Annotated in this window: 17 protein-coding genes; 9 read left to right on the top strand and 8 right to left on the bottom strand. The window is 50.8% G+C overall.

Translation table 11 applies throughout. The features are described from left to right. Positions 1–165: 165 nt before the first annotated feature. Positions 166–2,988 carry an excinuclease ABC subunit UvrA gene (gene uvrA / locus GF617_RS09730; protein WP_181621852.1) on the top strand — a complete coding sequence of 941 codons (2,823 nt, stop codon included), beginning with the start codon at positions 166–168 and terminating at the stop codon, positions 2,986–2,988. 3 nt (positions 2,989–2,991) lie between these two features. Here uvrA and GF617_RS09725 read toward each other — a convergent pair whose 3' ends face one another. The 3 genes from GF617_RS09725 to tyrB form a co-directional block, all read right to left on the bottom strand. Further along, positions 2,992–3,345: an MmcQ/YjbR family DNA-binding protein gene (locus GF617_RS09725; RefSeq protein ID WP_181621851.1), complete on the bottom strand. Its 354-nt coding sequence runs from the start codon at positions 3,343–3,345 to the stop codon at positions 2,992–2,994. A gap of 115 nt (positions 3,346–3,460) precedes the next feature. Next, positions 3,461–4,174: an acid phosphatase AphA gene (aphA, locus tag GF617_RS09720; RefSeq protein ID WP_203451576.1), complete on the bottom strand. Its 714-nt coding sequence runs from the start codon at positions 4,172–4,174 to the stop codon at positions 3,461–3,463. Positions 4,175–4,392: 218 nt separating this feature from the next. Further along, positions 4,393–5,586, bottom strand: a complete 1,194-nt coding sequence (tyrB, locus tag GF617_RS09715) for an aromatic amino acid transaminase (protein ID WP_203451575.1) — start codon at positions 5,584–5,586, stop codon at positions 4,393–4,395. Between the two features lie 207 nt (positions 5,587–5,793). On the opposite strand from tyrB, the gene GF617_RS09710 reads away from it, so the two are divergent. The 6 genes from GF617_RS09710 (at position 5,794) to GF617_RS09685 (ending at position 8,750) form a co-directional block, all read left to right on the top strand. Beyond that, positions 5,794–6,351: a DUF2589 domain-containing protein gene (locus GF617_RS09710; protein WP_203451574.1), complete on the top strand. Its 558-nt coding sequence runs from the start codon at positions 5,794–5,796 to the stop codon at positions 6,349–6,351. 75 nt (positions 6,352–6,426) lie between these two features. After that, positions 6,427–7,032, top strand: coding sequence for a DUF2589 domain-containing protein (locus GF617_RS09705; protein ID WP_181621847.1), 606 nt, complete (start codon positions 6,427–6,429; stop codon positions 7,030–7,032). Beyond that, the gene (locus GF617_RS09700; protein WP_181623663.1) at positions 7,032–7,481 is read left to right on the top strand and encodes a lysozyme; all 450 of its coding nucleotides are present in this window, start codon (positions 7,032–7,034) and stop codon (positions 7,479–7,481) included. Before GF617_RS09705 ends, GF617_RS09700 begins: the two co-directional genes overlap by 1 nt. Positions 7,482–7,497: 16 nt before the next feature. Further along, positions 7,498–7,980: a ribonuclease domain-containing protein gene (locus GF617_RS09695; protein ID WP_203451573.1), complete on the top strand. Its 483-nt coding sequence runs from the start codon at positions 7,498–7,500 to the stop codon at positions 7,978–7,980. A 70-nt stretch (positions 7,981–8,050) separates the two neighbouring features. Further along, positions 8,051–8,458, top strand: a complete 408-nt coding sequence (locus GF617_RS09690; RefSeq protein ID WP_181621845.1) for a hypothetical protein — start codon at positions 8,051–8,053, stop codon at positions 8,456–8,458. Position 8,459: 1 nt separating this feature from the next. Further along, a complete protein-coding gene (locus GF617_RS09685) occupies positions 8,460–8,750 on the top strand; it encodes a hypothetical protein (protein ID WP_203451572.1) in 291 nt (96 codons plus the stop codon). An 85-nt stretch (positions 8,751–8,835) separates the two neighbouring features. Here the strand turns inward: GF617_RS09685 and GF617_RS09680 are convergent, their stop codons facing one another. After that, positions 8,836–9,429, bottom strand: coding sequence for a response regulator transcription factor (locus tag GF617_RS09680; protein ID WP_239006406.1), 594 nt, complete (start codon positions 9,427–9,429; stop codon positions 8,836–8,838). Between the two features lie 316 nt (positions 9,430–9,745). On the opposite strand from GF617_RS09680, the gene GF617_RS09675 reads away from it, so the two are divergent. Next, positions 9,746–10,879, top strand: a complete 1,134-nt coding sequence (locus GF617_RS09675; protein WP_181621842.1) for a hypothetical protein — start codon at positions 9,746–9,748, stop codon at positions 10,877–10,879. Positions 10,880–10,938: 59 nt separating this feature from the next. Here the strand turns inward: GF617_RS09675 and alr are convergent, their stop codons facing one another. Beyond that, positions 10,939–12,018 carry an alanine racemase gene (alr, locus tag GF617_RS09670; RefSeq protein ID WP_181621841.1) on the bottom strand — a complete coding sequence of 360 codons (1,080 nt, stop codon included), beginning with the start codon at positions 12,016–12,018 and terminating at the stop codon, positions 10,939–10,941. 145 nt (positions 12,019–12,163) lie between these two features. Beyond that, positions 12,164–13,576, bottom strand: coding sequence for a replicative DNA helicase (gene dnaB / locus GF617_RS09665; RefSeq protein ID WP_181621840.1), 1,413 nt, complete (start codon positions 13,574–13,576; stop codon positions 12,164–12,166). 65 nt (positions 13,577–13,641) lie between these two features. Between dnaB and GF617_RS09660 the strand changes: the two genes are divergently transcribed. Continuing rightward, positions 13,642–14,625, top strand: coding sequence for a quinone oxidoreductase (locus tag GF617_RS09660; RefSeq protein WP_203451571.1), 984 nt, complete (start codon positions 13,642–13,644; stop codon positions 14,623–14,625). A 184-nt stretch (positions 14,626–14,809) separates the two neighbouring features. Here the strand turns inward: GF617_RS09660 and pspG are convergent, their stop codons facing one another. Both pspG and dusA read right to left on the bottom strand, forming a co-directional pair. Then, a complete protein-coding gene (pspG, locus tag GF617_RS09655) occupies positions 14,810–15,052 on the bottom strand; it encodes an envelope stress response protein PspG (RefSeq protein WP_181621838.1) in 243 nt (80 codons plus the stop codon). 162 nt (positions 15,053–15,214) lie between these two features. Further along, positions 15,215–16,210 (bottom strand): tRNA dihydrouridine(20/20a) synthase DusA, encoded by a 996-nt coding sequence (gene dusA, locus GF617_RS09650; protein WP_203451570.1) that lies wholly within the window; start codon positions 16,208–16,210, stop codon positions 15,215–15,217. Positions 16,211–16,274: the final 64 nt, after the last annotated feature.

The raw sequence follows: 16,274 nt of genomic DNA, 5'->3' as shown, positions 1-16,274 counted from the left end.
TTCCAGAGTTCTCGCGTGGACAGATCATTGTTGCACAGTCGATCTGAATTTGCATTCCAATACTGTATATTCAAACAGGTCGAATTGTGTCATAATTAGCCGTTTCTGACAGCCGGTTGTCCTTCAAACAGACCAGGCAAACAGTGTTCCTACCGGGAAAGGTGAATGGATAAGATCGAAGTTCGGGGCGCCCGCACCCACAATCTCAAGAATATCAACCTCATAATCCCTCGCGACAAACTCATCGTCGTGACCGGGCTTTCGGGGTCTGGCAAATCCTCACTGGCTTTCGACACCTTGTATGCCGAAGGACAGCGTCGTTACGTTGAATCGCTCTCTGCGTATGCACGTCAGTTCCTGTCACTGATGGAAAAACCGGACGTTGACCACATTGAAGGGTTATCGCCTGCTATCTCCATTGAGCAGAAATCCACGTCACACAACCCGCGTTCCACCGTGGGGACGATCACTGAAATTCACGACTACCTGCGTCTGCTGTTCGCCCGTGTGGGTGAGCCGCGTTGTCCGGATCATGACGTTCCTCTGGCTGCGCAGACCGTAAGCCAGATGGTGGATAACGTTCTGGCACAGCCGGAAGGTAAACGCCTGATGCTGCTCGCCCCTATCATTAAAGAACGTAAAGGCGAGCACACCAAAACGCTGGAAAACCTGGCAAGCCAGGGCTATATCCGCGCCCGTATCGACGGTGAAGTGTGTGACTTATCCGATCCGCCAAAACTCGAGCTGCAAAAGAAACATACCATCGAAGTGGTTATTGACCGTTTCAAAGTACGCGAAGACATGGCGACACGTCTGGCAGAATCCTTTGAAACGGCGCTTGAACTTTCGGGTGGCTCGGCCATTGTTGCCGATATGGACGATCCGAAAGCCGAAGAATTACTCTTCTCCGCCAACTTTGCCTGCCCAATATGCGGCTACAGTATGCGCGAACTGGAACCACGTCTGTTCTCGTTCAACAACCCGGCAGGGGCATGTCCAACCTGTGACGGCCTGGGCGTGCAGCAATACTTCGACCCGGATCGGGTGATTCAGAACCCCGAATTATCACTGGCTGGCGGCGCGATCCGCGGCTGGGATCGCCGTAACTTCTACTATTTCCAGATGCTGAAGTCGCTGGCAGAACACTACAAATTCGATGTCGAAGCGCCGTGGGCCAGCCTGAGTCCGGCAGTTCATAAAGTGATCCTCTCCGGTTCCGGCAAAGAGAACATCGAATTCAAGTATATGAACGATCGTGGTGATACCTCGGTGCGTCGCCATCCGTTCGAAGGCGTACTGCACAATATGGAACGCCGCTATAAAGAAACAGAATCCAGCGCGGTACGTGAAGAGCTGGCGAAGTTTATCAGCAACCGTTCCTGCACCACCTGCGACGGAACCCGTCTGCGCCGTGAAGCGCGCCACGTCTTTGTTGAAAATACCGCGCTACCGACCATCTCGGATATGAGCATTGGTCATGCGATGGACTTCTTCAACAACCTGAAACTTTCCGGCCAACGCGCACAAATCGCGGAAAAAGTGCTGAAAGAGATCGGCGATCGCCTGAAGTTCCTGGTGAACGTTGGCCTGAACTATCTGTCACTTTCTCGCTCAGCAGAGACGCTGTCCGGTGGTGAAGCACAGCGTATCCGTCTGGCAAGCCAGATTGGCGCTGGCCTGGTCGGTGTGATGTACGTACTGGATGAGCCGTCTATTGGGTTGCATCAGCGCGACAACGAACGTCTGCTCGGTACGCTTATCCACCTACGCAATCTCGGCAACACGGTGATTGTGGTTGAGCATGACGAAGATGCGATTCGCGCAGCCGATCATGTGATCGATATCGGCCCTGGCGCAGGTGTGCATGGAGGCCAGGTTGTGGCAGAAGGTACGCTGGATGCCATTATGGCTGTACCTGAGTCGCTCACGGGTCAGTACATGAGTGGCAAACGCAAAATTGAAGTCCCCAAACAGCGTGTCGCGGCTAACCCGGAAAAAGTGCTTAAACTCACCGGGGCGCGAGGCAACAACCTGAAAGATGTCACCCTGACGCTGCCTGTTGGTTTGTTCACCTGCATCACGGGCGTCTCAGGTTCAGGGAAATCCACCCTTATCAACGACACGCTGTTCCCGATTGCGCAAACGCAGTTAAACGGGGCGACACTCGCAGAACCAGCGCCGTATCGCGATATTCAGGGCCTGGAACATTTCGATAAAGTTATCGACATTGACCAAAGTCCGATTGGCCGAACCCCACGCTCTAACCCGGCAACCTATACCGGCGTGTTCACACCTGTACGTGAACTCTTCGCAGGCGTACCGGAAGCCCGTTCGCGCGGGTATACACCAGGACGTTTCAGCTTTAACGTGCGTGGCGGACGCTGCGAAGCCTGTCAGGGCGACGGAGTGATCAAAGTGGAAATGCACTTCCTGCCGGATATTTACGTACCGTGTGACCAGTGCAAAGGCAAACGCTATAACCGCGAAACACTGGAGATCAAATACAAAGGCAAGACCATCCACGAAGTGCTAGATATGACCATTGAAGAAGCACGTGAGTTCTTTGATGCCGTTCCGGCACTGGCGCGCAAGCTGCAAACGTTGATGGACGTGGGCCTGACCTATATCCGTCTTGGTCAGTCAGCAACGACGCTTTCGGGTGGTGAAGCCCAGCGCGTGAAGCTGGCGCGTGAGCTGTCCAAGCGTGGCACAGGCCAGACGCTCTACATCCTTGATGAACCAACAACAGGCCTGCACTTTGCGGATATCCAGCAGTTGCTCGACGTCCTGCATCAGTTGCGCGATCAGGGCAACACCATTGTGGTGATTGAGCACAACCTGGATGTGATTAAAACCGCAGACTGGATTGTCGATCTCGGTCCGGAAGGCGGCAGCGGCGGCGGTGAAATCCTCGTTTCGGGTACACCAGAAACAGTCGCTGAGTGCGAAGCCTCGCACACCGCGCGCTTCCTCAAACCATTGCTGTAATTGTCACACCGAGAGTTGCTGTCGGGTCGTTTCCGGCAGCAACTCAACGGCCTGCTGATAGGACGCATCCACCAGATAGTAAATCTGTGATCCTGGCAGAGAACCATCAAGATAGACGGTACTCCAGTGCAACTTATTCAGATGTTTACTCGGCCTGACATCATGATGCTGCTGGCGCAGCAACTCTGCCAGATGCGGGCTGGTTTTCAGTGATGCCGCCGGGCGGCCTTCAACCTCTTTCACCATTGCAAAAAGAACATCCCCGACCTTTATCTGCGTAGCTTTCCAGTCACTGTGGACGCTTTGTTCAGCGCCGGGTTTGTTCATGCAGTATTGAAGTATCTCCGAAATTGTCATCTTTGCTCCCCTGTAAATGGGTTGAACGCGACCTGAGTATCTGCCCTTTTAAGTGTGCAGCAAGACGACAAAAGGTAAACCCGGCAGACCAGATTTGTTCAAAAAAACAGCATGCCTAGTATTCCGAATTAACGATCACCTCTTCACCAAACGCACCTGCCATCGGCAATGGTCGATAGGTCGAGTTAGAGGCGCGTAATACCCGAATACCTCTGGCCCCAACATCGCGGGCTGCCGTGATGTCGTTATCAGAATCACCGTAGAATACTTTGATATTTTTCTGTTCCAGCCACTGCATCTTGGTATTTTGCCCGGCTTTATCACCGGCAAAAATTACCGGATTCATGTTGACTGCCGGGATCAGAAAATCATCCTGCAACGTTTTGGAAACCGTTTCAGTTTTGGTCTGGCTACGTCCCGTAACAAAATAGATGCTGTCACCACGTTTCACGTGCATGGCAATCAGTGAGCGGGCCACCTCTTTCGGGATACTGAACTCATCCCAGCCGTTGTTCATCTTTTCCCAGAACTCCGGGTTCTTCAGATAAGCTTCGCTGTCAGGTGAGTAGGTTTTTTTACCACGCCAGAAGCCAGGGCTGGAAAACAAGACCGTATCGTCGATATCAAAACCGACCGCCATGGGTGGACGCCCCATCAGGCTATTTTCAATTTGAGCCACGGAAACCCAGTGAATGGGGGCTTGTTCGGCAAGAATGGCGGCGGTGGTTCCGGTGTAAAGCGGCGTCGGTGCGGAGGCGCGCGCAACGACTGCACTATTAAGCGAGAACAATAAGCAGGCGGCGCTGAGCGCCAGTGTGATCTTGCGCATATTTTCCCCTGAATATTCAGTTTGTTATCGTTTTATTTTGAGCAAATGGTCAAAAAACTATCCGACCATAACCTCTGGGGGAGTCGAATGAAAGGAGTTTTTACTTATGAATCTGAATAAAAAGAAGAAGATCACAGAGTGCTGAGCGACATGCAGGTACGGCCTGATGCCCTCACACCGCCTCTCTCCCTGTGGGAGAGAGGCGTGTAAGTGAGTGCTTACATCACGGCAGCAAAGGCCTTTGCCACACGCTGAACATTGTTTACGTTAAGCCCTGCCACGCACATTCGGCCGCTGGCAATCAGGTAAACGCCAAACTCGTCCCGCAGACGATCAACCTGCGCCGGGCTGAAACCGGTATAGCTGAACATGCCGCGCTGCTTAAGCAGATAGTCAAAATTATGTTCTGGCGCAGCGTCTTTCAGCACATCAACCAGCGTTTGACGCATCGCCAGGATCCGCTTACGCATGGTTTCCACTTCCGCAAGCCAGCGAGCTTTAAGCGGCTCATCACCCAGCACCGTCGCGACAACCTGCGCACCAAACGCTGGCGGGCTGGAGTAGATGCGACGTACTGTAGCTTTGAGCTGGCCCAGTACGCGCCCGGCAGCCTCTTCATCTTCACATACCACAGACAGGCCACCCACACGCTCACCGTACAGGGAGAAAATCTTGGAGAATGAGTTGCTGACCAGGGCAGGCAGCCCGGCGCGGGCAATCGCGCGAATGGCATAAGCGTCGTCTTCCATGCCTGCGCCAAAGCCCTGATAGGCGATGTCGAGGAATGGGATTAGGTTGCGCGCCTTCAGCACTTCAATGACGGCATCCCACTGGGTATGAGTCAGATCAGCACCGGTCGGGTTATGGCAGCACGGATGCAGCAGGACGATACTGCGCTCCGGTAACGTATTCAGTTTTTCCAGCAGTGCATCTGCGCGAACACCGTTGGTTTCGGTGTCGAACCATGGATAAGTCCCTACAACAAAACCCGCACCTTCAAAGATGGCGACGTGGTTTTCCCACGTTGGATCGCTGACCCACACACCGGAATCCGGGAAGTATTTCTTCAAAAAGTCTGCACCCACTTTCAACGCGCCCGATCCACCCAGCGTCTGAATAGTCGCCACCCGTTTTTTCTGCAGCACCGGATGATCGGCCCCAAACAGCAGTGGCGCAACGGTGTGGCGATAGGTATTCAGCCCTTCCATCGGTAAATAGAGCGATGCACCATGCGGAACGGCATTCAGACGCGCTTCCGCTTCGGCCACGACCTGCAACTGAGGAATAATGCCCTCTTCATTGTAATAAAGGCCAATGCTGAGATTCACTTTGTCGCTACGAGGGTCTTCTTTGAAACGCTCCATTAAGGAGAGAATGGGGTCGCCGGCATAGGCGTCAACTTTTTGAAACACGCGATGGTTCTCCGGAAATCGATGAGGCAGGGATTTCAACAATAAACCGGAATATGACGTAACACCACTCTTTCCCCCCTATCCCGCAGATGACATAGGTTCTTTGTGTCTACCAGATGGGATATTTGCCAAATACCCCGCACATTTTCAGTGCCGTAATGTGACTCCTGCGCAACCGCGCATTCACTGATTCAAGGAGTTCACATTATGGATTCACAATTTATTGGTTCAGTTATCAACGCCCTTCCACTTGAACATATGATTGGCGGCCCACTGCAGGCCATGATCAAAGCTCAGGTACAGGCCAGCAAATCCTATACCGATTTCCTGCTTTCCGTTTGTATCAAGGACGGAAAAGCTGTTGCAATCGAGTTTGATTACGACGAAACGTTGGTGGATGAGCAAGGGGTAAGCAAAGGCAGCGTCACCCGCAAAATGAGCATTCCGCTGCTGGCTGCCATTGCTCATCCGATTATTTGCATCGAAGAGGGTACGATCGACTTCGAGCTGGAGGTGAGCCAGAGCGAGGCCAGCTCAAGCAGTACCGACACCGAAGCGTCCGTGGAAGCCTCCATTGGCTGGGGGATTTTCAAAGCCAAAATGACCGGCAAAGTCTCACATAAATCCGAGCAAACCCGTTCGACTGATACACGCGCCAAATACTCCATCCATACGCAGATTAAGCGCCAGGAACCCCCTGAAGCCCTGCAACGCGTTATCGATTACTTAACCAACGCCAAAACCAAGCCTGTCGCTGCGCAGTAACGCTTCGCGCCGTGAGTGTATTGCTATTCCGTCACACAGGGGCCGCCACCGGTGGCCTCCTTTCAGGAGCGAATTATGTCTTTTAAAAAATGGCTACGCGGCGACAAGGATGAAGAACCGGAAAACAAGACGGAGAAAGAGGCTGCAGGAACATCGCCTCCGGTACAGGGAAATAATCCACCGTCGCCTCCAGCAGATATTCCCGGCCTGCCGGTCACGCTTGAGGACATTACGCGTGGAATGCAGTACGCGGCAACGGCTGCGAACGAGTTAATTGCTCAGCAATATATGAAAGCGCTGGATCCTTTCTTCGAACCTGCAGATGACGGTTCACTGATACCGCGTACCGTACAACTGGCTCTGGATGAAAACCACTATTTCGATCTGCCTTTAGTCGCCCTGTCTACTCCACGCGGACTGATGCTGGAAAAGATGAAAGTGAACCTGACGATACGTACAGAAGGTATGCAGGCGCCCTCCCGGCAATCGGGAGAAAACGAATTTGGCCGCTTTCATGTCAGCCTCTCGCCAGCCAGCGATAACAAAGGGGGCCGTGACAGCAGGCATGTCGATGTGGAAATGCAATTCACCGCTCTGGAGCCACCTGAGAGCGTGATGCGTTTGATAGACGAATACACCAATAAAGTGATCCCCCGTCCAAAAGCAGAGGAGACTCGATGATGCAAAAACAACCTGGAAGTACAGGCGAAAAAGGTGTGCAGCTGATTTGCCAGTTTGAAGGACTCAAGCTGGAACGTTATCGCGATGCCGTAGGTTTATGGACCATTGGTTACGGTCATTTGATTTTAAAAGAGGAGATGGAAAAACTGACAAAAATCACCACAGGAGAAGCCAAAAGCATCCTGCGTAACGACCTGAAGCGCACGGAAGATGGGGTGAAAAGACTCCTGACGCATTCTGCAACGCAGAACCAGTTCGATGCATTGATCTCATTTGCGTTCAACCTGGGGGTCGGGAACTTAAAAAAATCGACACTCTTAAAGAAATTTAATTCCGGCGATATGGAAGGCGCGGCATTGCAATTCAAAAGCTGGAATAAAGCAGGCGGTAAAGTGCTGGCGGGACTCACAAGACGCCGTGAAGCCGAAATGAAATTATTTCTTAGCTAAGTGAGAGGAAACTCCGATGAACACAATGTTTTCACTGAAGATGGCTCTCGCGCTCATCACTCTGTCCGCCACGCTGCAAGTCCATGCGGCACTCAAAACCTGCGAAGAAGAAATTAAGGAAACGAATACTTTTTTAACCGGGCAAGGCGCAGTTCCCGTTAATGACATCACGGATCTTGCCACTACACTTCGCACGATTAAAAATTTTGGCCGCTTGCCGGATCGCTATATCACGACGGAAGAAGCCAAAAGGCTTGGCTGGTCTGGTAAAGATTCAGAGTCACTTTGGGGGTTAAAACCGACCAATAAAAAGTGGGTTGGCGGCGATCGTTATAGCCATCCATCTCTGCCTACACCTCAGACCTGGCTGAGCGCAGATATTGATGTTGCCAAAGGCCATCGCAGCCCTAAGCACGTGATTTATAGTTTTTCTGGGCAGCAGCGGTATATCACTACCGATAATTATCAACACCTGGTTGAGTTAGCGCCTTGCCAATAACGAGTCTATGTAACGGTGATAAAGTCCCCTTCTTAGTTAAGGGGATTTTATTCTTGCTGAGGATAATTTCATGTCTGCTATCTATCTTCCGACACTGATAAGTGAAGCATTACTGGCTTTTTCAGGTTTATTTGGTGGTGTGAGTATCTCTTTTTTCTGGCAGCCTCAACGATTACACCAGCATAGCCGGTTTATGGCTGGCATTATATTTGGTGGTATCAGTATGGGAGCAGCAGTAGCCCTTGGAGGGCTATCTGCCCGCTGGCTAAAAATCGATCTCAATCAGGCCGATATTACCCTAGGACTGGGATATATATTGGGCGCACTCAGCAACGGTTTGATTGTCTGGCTGGCCAATTTCTTTCGACGCAATGAACAACGCGATATTTTCGATGTTGCCAGCGTCATTAGAAGAAAAGTCAGAAATGAGTCTATCCCTTCGCCACAGTTAAATGACAATAAAATAGACGGAGAGTAGCATGCCTAACATCATGAATGGTTGGCTTCTGTATTTTATTATTGCTGTCGATCTTATCACATCATTTCTTATCCTCTTTGCAGCGTATAGTCGTAGAGTTCATGCTTTACCCGTAATGAGTAAAGTCGGCATAGCCGCACTGGCGTTTGGTTTTTTTGGTGAAAGCAGTTTGAACATAAAATTCATTTTAACGGGGGCTGATATTCTGAGTGACAGTTTTCCTTTCTGGCTACTGCAGGATTTTGGAACGCTGGTTGTTGTGATTTATTACTTTCAAGCAAAATATAAATAGCATGTTTAAAGCGCAACACAATACTGCTTGTTGCACTTTAATTAATGCGTACTGCGACGCCATAATAAAATTTCGTAAACAATATCTAATTAGCAATATATTTAAAATAGATCATCGCGGCTTGTGTGCGGTTGTTAACCTGGAGACGGTGAAAAATAGATTCAAGATGAACCTTTACCGTCCCCGCGCTGATATTCAACTGCCGACTGATTTGCTTATTAGTCCCTCCATTTGCCAGAAGATGCAACACCTCTTGCTGACGCTGGCTTAGTGAGTGAATGGGGGCAGCAAAGGTGGGTTGCTCACGGTGTACGACTGCCTGCTCAGGAAAACAGACCACACCAGATGCCACCATCGTCAATATTTGGCTGATCTTCTCCACAGAGAGATCTTTGGTGAAGATACCTTTTACATTCTGCCTAATATAAAAATTAAATATTCTCTCCGTCGTTTTTCTCAACATAACCACAATGGGCAATGCTGGCCGCTCCGACGTCAGTATATTTATAAAATCACTGCATTTTATTTCTCCATCCAACAAAACAATACTGATTTGCCTTGATGACAAAATTGATTGTGCATCTTCAATGCTGTTTGTAGCAAACACGGTACACTCCGGCATCACTCTCTTCAGTTCAGTCTTCATACCGTGAATGTAGATCGGTAATTCATCGATCATCAATATATTCATTGCGATTTGACCTCATGTAATTTCGTCTTCCTTAGATTATTCAATCAACCTTTTCCGAAATGAGTATGGGTGGTATTTTCAAACTTTAAAAACTGCATTTGGCATAAGGCAATTGTCATATTCCTGTTTAAATATTTAAGCCGCACTTAACAAAAAATATAGCTCTAATTAACTATATACAGCCATTGATCATACGAACAATAACCTGGGCTTATCGGTCTATTTTATCATGCGTTTTTCATGTTTATTATTCAAACGCACATGTGCCTTCCCTTTACATATTAATATTTAAATGAGGTTTGCTATGACAACATTAACAGTGTATTTCTGTGGTACAGGCTCTAATAAATTTGATGATTCACATGATAATTATTGGAATGGCGAATTGATTTCAATGCTGGCGGCGAATAACAAAGGAAAAGAGTTTGCGGAATGGGTTATTCTTGATGGTCCAGGAAGTGGTAACCTGCAAAGCGACGAGTTATGGGTTAAAAGTGGTGATTACTCTCAACTGCGAGGGCAACTCCTTGGAAGTGGCTGGAAAGAGAATGTTCAGCATGCTCTCAATATTATGAAAGGACATATTGACTGGCAGCGTGAAAAACTGACCAAAGAAAATTACGCTCAGTTGAAAAAAGCAGGTATTCCCATTGAAGATGTTGAAGTAACAGGTTCCTTCTGGTGGCGAAAATATGATTATGGCGATCGAAAAGTCACCCAACAGGAACTTCAGCAGCAGATTATTAAAACCTTCCGAAAAGGACAGATTCTGCCAACACAGGTCAACTTAGTGGGATGGAGTCGGGGTGGCATTAGCTGCCACATGCTCGCCAATGCCATGCTTGCCGATCCTGTTCTGACCACCATCCCGGTCAATATTTTTGCAGTTGATCCGGTTCCGGGAACAGGTAATTTTCAGACAGAGAAAGTGACCTTAGGCAGTAACGTCAGAGAATATGTTGCATTCTATGCTAAAGATGAGCGCTCAAAAGGTTTCTCCTGCGTTATTCCGAAAACAGACAAAGTGACCCAGGTGCATATTTACCCTATGGCAGGGCGACACGCCACACTCGTCGGAAATGCATCTGCAAACGGAGACAAAGGCGAGAAGCTCCTGCACGAACCGGGGATGATCGTGCGTCATTTTGCAGAAGTTTGCCTGCAAAGATGGGGAGTGAATATGGATAAAAAACTCAGTCTGGATGGCGTACAACTGCTGGAGTTGCACCAGTCGATCCAACGCAAAGCCGCGCTGTTTATGCAAATGCAAAAGAGCGTCTATACCGTTTCCGAGAATGATAAAGGTGAACGCTATGTCTCTTCAGGCAGCACCGGCGTGCCTTTCTCGACTCTGCGGGGAAATACTTTCATACCGGAATCAGGACTGGCCTCGGACTATTTAACCCATCAGGCTATTTATGATGTGCTGAAACCATAAAAAGTCGGCATAGCATCCAACAGCCATCACGTCTGTTGGATGCATTGACTCAAGCCAGCTTAATCAACGTACTTCATTGCGACCCGTGAGGTCAGGCGCGTAATAAGTTCGTAAGCACTTACTTTTGTCATTTCAGCAATGCGTTCAACGGGTAAGCCTTCACCCCACATCACCACGGCATCACCGGCTTTATCTTGGGCGTCTGGGCCCAGATCGACGCAAATCATGTCCATCGCCACGCGGCCCACGATCGTCACTTCACGACCATTGACCAGCACTGGCGTGCCGGATGGCGCAGCGCGCGGATATCCGTCACCATACCCCATTGCGACCACACCCAGCCGGGTATTACGCTCACTGACCCAGGTTCCACCGTAACCCACCGGCTCACCCGCCATGTGATCGCGTACGGCAATCAGATTAGACACCAGCGACATCACAGGCTGGAAGCCAAAATCAGGCCCCCAGGGCTTGTTCTCCAGCGGTGAAACACCATAGAGAATAATCCCCGGACGCGCCCAGTCGAAGTGAGACTGCGGCCACAGCAAAATGCCACCGGACGCCGCAATAGAGCGCATTCCCGGCTTGCCTTCACAGAAGGTATTGAAAATATCGAGCTGTTGCTCCGTCGCACCGCATTCCGGTTCATCAGCACGGGCAAAGTGGCTCACAATATTCACCGGCTGGCGTACGTTTTTGCACTGACAAAGACGCTGGTAAAACGCCTCTGCATTTTCCGGGCGCACACCCAGACGATGCATACCGGTATCAAGCTTCATCCAGACGGTGACAGGCTCACTCAGCTCTGCGGTTTCGAGTGCAGAAAGTTGCTCTTCGTTATGTACCGCCGTATGCAGATGCTGGTCGGCAATGGTCGGCAGATCTGCCGCTTCAAAAAACCCTTCGAGCAACAGGACGGGTTGTGTGATCCCTCCCGCGCGCAGTCGGAGGGCCTCTTCGAGACGGGCGACACCAAAAGCATCGGCATCGGGGAGCGTTCGCGCGGTCTCAAGAAGACCGTGTCCGTAAGCGTTCGCTTTCACGACTGCAACGAGCTTGCTGGCAGGAGCCAGTTCACGAAGGCGTTGCAGGTTGTGTCGCAGAGCGCGGCGGTTAATGACTACTGTTGCCGCTTGCATTTGAAATCCTTAATAAAAGAATCTCCAGAATCATTCGCGTTGCAGGAAAGCGACAAGCCCGTGAATCTCCCGGAGCTTAGAAAGCTAAGTGTCTGGGATGATCGGGCGTTGTCAACGTACCTGCGGCGTGAAGGATGACGGAGATTTATTCGTCATCATACTGAGGGCCAGCGTAATTATCGAAACGCGACCATTGTCCGTTAAAGGTCAGACGTACCGTACCGATAGGGCCGTTACGCTGCTTACCAATAATGATTTCGGCGATCCCTTTCAGGTCGCTGTTCTCGTGATAAACCTCATCACGATAGATAAACATGATTAAGTCGGCATCCTGCTCGATGGAGCCCGATTCACGCAGGTCGGAGTTTACCGGGCGTTTATCCGCACGTTGTTCCAGGGAGCGGTTCAACTGTGACAAGGCAACAACAGGAACCTGCAACTCTTTGGCTAATGCCTTGAGTGAACGGGAGATCTCTGCGATTTCCAGCGTACGGTTATCCGACAGCGATGGCACACGCATCAGTTGCAGGTAGTCGATCATGATGAGGCCGATACCGCCATGTTCGCGGGCGATACGACGTGCGCGGGAGCGGACTTCCGTCGGCGTCAGGCCAGAGGAGTCATCAATATAGATATTGCGCTTTTCCAGCAGAATCCCCATCGTGCCGGAGATACGCGCCCAGTCCTCATCGTCGAGTTGGCCAGTACGAATTCGGGTCTGATCAACGCGCGACAGCGAGGCCAGAGAACGCATCATAATCTGATCCGATGGCATCTCAAGGCTGAAGATAAGAACTGGTTTATCCTGCAACATCGCTGCATTTTCGACGAGGTTCATAGCAAATGTCGTTTTACCCATCGAAGGACGCGCCGCGACAATAATCAAATCCGACGGCTGTAGGCCCGCGGTTTTCTTATTGAGATCGTCATAGCCCGTGTTGACGCCCGTGACCCCATCATGTGGCTGCTGGAACAACTGCTCAATGCGTGCGACAGTCGAATCAAGCACTTCGGCAATGTTTCTTGGGCCTTCATCTTTATTGGCGCGGCTTTCGGCGATTTTAAAGACACGAGATTCGGCAAGATCGAGCAGATCTTCGCTGGTACGCCCCTGTGGATCAAAGCCCGCTTCAGCGATTTCATTCGCGACGGCGATCATTTCACGGACAACAGCACGTTCACGAACAATGTCAGCATAAGCGCTAATGTTCGCCGCACTTGGCGTGTTTTTAGATAATTCAGCCAGGTAGGCAAACCCACCGACGCTGTCCAGTTGCCCCTGACGCTCCAGCGACTCCGCGAGCGTGATCAGGTCAATCGGGCTGCCCGACTCTTGCAGTCGTGCCATTTCGGTAAAGATATGGCGGTGAGGACGGGTATAGAAGTCGTCGGACACGACGCGTTCGGCAACATCGTCCCAGCGTTCGTTGTCCAGCATTAAACCGCCCAACACCGACTGTTCCGCTTCAATCGAGTGTGGCGGGACTTTTAACCCGGCAACCTGAATATCGCGTTCACGGGGTTCAGTCTGTTTGTTGAAGGGTTTGTTTCCTGCCATAGTGAATGGAGTTACCGAGATAAAGAGTGGGTCGAAAGATTACCACATTTTCTTATGGAGGAAGCATGGCAACGCGTATTGAATTTCACAAGCATGGCGGCCCTGAAGTACTCAATGCGGTGGAGTTTACCCCCGCAACACCTGGCGAAAATGAAATCCAGGTTGAAAACAAGGCTATCGGCATTAATTACATTGATACCTACATTCGCGGCGGCCTGTACCCGCCTCCGTCGCTGCCCAGCGGACTGGGAACCGAAGCCGCTGGTGTGGTGATTAAGATGGGCAGTGGTGTCAGGCATATTAAAGAAGGCGATCGTGTCGTGTATGCGCAATCATCGCTGGGTGCTTACAGCTCTGTGCATAACGTTCCGGCAGATAAAGCCGCTATTTTACCGAACGCCATCTCCTTCGAGCAGGCAGCCGCTTCGTTTCTGAAGGGGCTGACGGTTTATTATCTGCTGCGCAAAACCTATGAAATCAAACCTGACGAGCCGTTCCTGTTTCATGCGGCCGCAGGCGGCGTGGGATTGATCGCCTGTCAGTGGGCGAAAGCGCTGGGTGCAAAGCTGATTGGTACAGTGGGGAATGCACAAAAAGCACAACGCGCCCTGCAAGCTGGCGCATGGCAGGTGATTAACTATCGCGAGGAGAGCATTGTCGAGCGCGTGAAAGAGATCACTGGCGGCAAGAAATTACGCGTGGTGTATGACTCCGTTGGTAAAGATACCTGGGAAGCATCGCTGGACTGCCTGCAACGTCGGGGCCTGATGGTGAGTTTTGGTAACGCATCGGGCGCCGTAACCGGCGTGAACCTGGGCATTCTAAACCAGAAAGGGTCTCTGTATGTGACTCGCCCTTCACTGCAAGGCTATATCAGCACACGTGAAGAGCTGGAGGAGGCCAGCAACGAGCTGTTCTCGCTGATCGCCAGCGGTGTGATTAAAGTGGATGTGGCAGATGCGCAGAAATACGCTCTCAGCGATGCGCGGCGTGCGCATGAAGTGCTGGAGAGTCGGGTAACACAGGGGTCAAGTCTGTTAATTCCCTGAGCCCTAAAAAGAAATTGGGCTTCCCGTAGGAAGCCCTTTCTTTTTTTAGTTCGGCTGTATGTAGGGTACAGCTCGATGAATTCTTTAACGGCGGTCATAGTGACAGATTCGATAAGTAAATCCTATTCCGTTCTAAGCAATGCCGCAGGAAAAGTTGCAGGTATGTGACGAACCCCTCAATACCTTAGTAACGAAAGCGGTTATTGCGCTGATACTGCGAAACTTTTGGTGTTTTAATCGCCCGAATCACCCACACCACAACAACGGCCAGGAGCAGCCATGGCAGCAGCTTAATCATCAGCGCAAACAAGCCACCAATAAACATCACGGCAGTCGCAACAACAATTGCCGCCAGAATGCCAAGCAGTGAAACACCGGTCACCAGCAACATGACAAAAAATCCAACGATAAAAAGAAGTTCCAGCATGATTCCCCCTAAAAATTATCTTGTCCGGCGGCATTACGCGTACCGGCTTGCATGCAAAGGGGATTACAAGAAATGTGCCAAAATTAATTCATTGATTTAAAAGCAAAACGCCCCGCAAGAGGGTTGCAGGGCGTGGTGAATTTGACCATCTTTTAGCGAAATTTATCGCTTATCTGCCACCAGACGCAGCGCGTGCTCCAGCACGTTAATGTCTGCACCCGCTTTATGTGCATTTTCACTCAGGTAGCGACGCCACTGACGCGCACCAGGAATCCCCTGGAACAAGCCGAGCATGTGACGCGTGATATGGCCAAGATAGGTTCCATTACTCAACTCACGCTCAATGTACGGGTACATCGCCCGCACCACAGCAACCGGATCGGTATCCGCACCTTCGACACCAAAAATTTCACGATCAACCGTCGCCAGAATACCTGGATTTTGGTACGCCTCGCGTCCCACCATCACCCCATCCATATGCTGAAGATGCGTTTTGGCCTCCTCCAACGATTTAATGCCACCGTTAATCGACATCGTCAGATGCGGGAAATCGCGCTTAAGTTGATAGACACGCGGATAATCCAGTGGCGGGATTTCGCGGTTCTCTTTCGGGCTCAGGCCTGAAAGCCAGGCTTTGCGTGCATGGATGATGAACATCTCGCACTCACCTTTACCGGCAACCGTCGTCATGAAATCGCAGAGAAATTCGTAGCTGTCCTGATCATCGATCCCAATACGGGTTTTTACGGTGACCGGAATCGACACCACATCGCGCATGGCCTTCACGCAATCGGCAACCAGTTGAGCATTGCCCATCAGACATGCGCCAAACATGCCGTTTTGTACACGATCGGAAGGGCAACCGACATTCAGGTTGATCTCATCGTACCCGCGCTCTTCCGCCAGCTTCGCACACTGGGCAAGCGCGGCCGGATCGCTTCCACCTAACTGCAACGCAACCGGATGTTCTTCCTCGCTGTATGCCAGATAGTCTCCCTTGCCGTGAATAATCGCACCTGTTGTCACCATTTCGGTGTACAGCAGCGTATGGCGAGAGAGCTGACGCAAGAAATAGCGGCAGTGTCTGTCCGTCCAGTCGAGCATAGGTGCGATGGAGAAACGGTGTGCAGGGAAAACAGGCTGTGATTCTGACGACATGGCGAACTTTTAAGCATCTGGTGGAAAAGGGGCGCTACTATAGCACAAAGAAAAGTCGGAGGCG

This window comes from Lelliottia sp. RWM.1 (assembly GCF_016859735.1).
Taxonomy (GTDB): Bacteria; Pseudomonadota; Gammaproteobacteria; order Enterobacterales; family Enterobacteriaceae; genus Enterobacter.
This window is presented reverse-complemented; position numbering and strand designations above follow the sequence as displayed.

Excerpts from the sequence above, each read along its gene's own strand:
- uvrA (WP_181621852.1), top strand. The coding sequence starts at position 166 with ATGGATAAGATCGAAGTTCGGGGCGCCCGCACCCACAATCTCAAGAAT.
- GF617_RS09725 (WP_181621851.1), bottom strand. The coding sequence starts at position 3,345 with ATGACAATTTCGGAGATACTTCAATACTGCATGAACAAACCCGGCGCT.
- aphA (WP_203451576.1), bottom strand. The coding sequence starts at position 4,174 with ATGCGCAAGATCACACTGGCGCTCAGCGCCGCCTGCTTATTGTTCTCG.
- GF617_RS09710 (WP_203451574.1), top strand. The coding sequence starts at position 5,794 with ATGGATTCACAATTTATTGGTTCAGTTATCAACGCCCTTCCACTTGAA.
- GF617_RS09705 (WP_181621847.1), top strand. The coding sequence starts at position 6,427 with ATGTCTTTTAAAAAATGGCTACGCGGCGACAAGGATGAAGAACCGGAA.
- GF617_RS09700 (WP_181623663.1), top strand. The coding sequence starts at position 7,032 with ATGCAAAAACAACCTGGAAGTACAGGCGAAAAAGGTGTGCAGCTGATT.
- GF617_RS09695 (WP_203451573.1), top strand. The coding sequence starts at position 7,498 with ATGAACACAATGTTTTCACTGAAGATGGCTCTCGCGCTCATCACTCTG.
- GF617_RS09690 (WP_181621845.1), top strand. The coding sequence starts at position 8,051 with ATGTCTGCTATCTATCTTCCGACACTGATAAGTGAAGCATTACTGGCT.
- GF617_RS09685 (WP_203451572.1), top strand. The coding sequence starts at position 8,460 with ATGCCTAACATCATGAATGGTTGGCTTCTGTATTTTATTATTGCTGTC.
- GF617_RS09680 (WP_239006406.1), bottom strand. The coding sequence starts at position 9,429 with ATGATCGATGAATTACCGATCTACATTCACGGTATGAAGACTGAACTG.
- GF617_RS09675 (WP_181621842.1), top strand. The coding sequence starts at position 9,746 with ATGACAACATTAACAGTGTATTTCTGTGGTACAGGCTCTAATAAATTT.
- alr (WP_181621841.1), bottom strand. The coding sequence starts at position 12,018 with ATGCAAGCGGCAACAGTAGTCATTAACCGCCGCGCTCTGCGACACAAC.
- dnaB (WP_181621840.1), bottom strand. The coding sequence starts at position 13,576 with ATGGCAGGAAACAAACCCTTCAACAAACAGACTGAACCCCGTGAACGC.
- GF617_RS09660 (WP_203451571.1), top strand. The coding sequence starts at position 13,642 with ATGGCAACGCGTATTGAATTTCACAAGCATGGCGGCCCTGAAGTACTC.
- pspG (WP_181621838.1), bottom strand. The coding sequence starts at position 15,052 with ATGCTGGAACTTCTTTTTATCGTTGGATTTTTTGTCATGTTGCTGGTG.
- dusA (WP_203451570.1), bottom strand. The coding sequence starts at position 16,210 with ATGTCGTCAGAATCACAGCCTGTTTTCCCTGCACACCGTTTCTCCATC.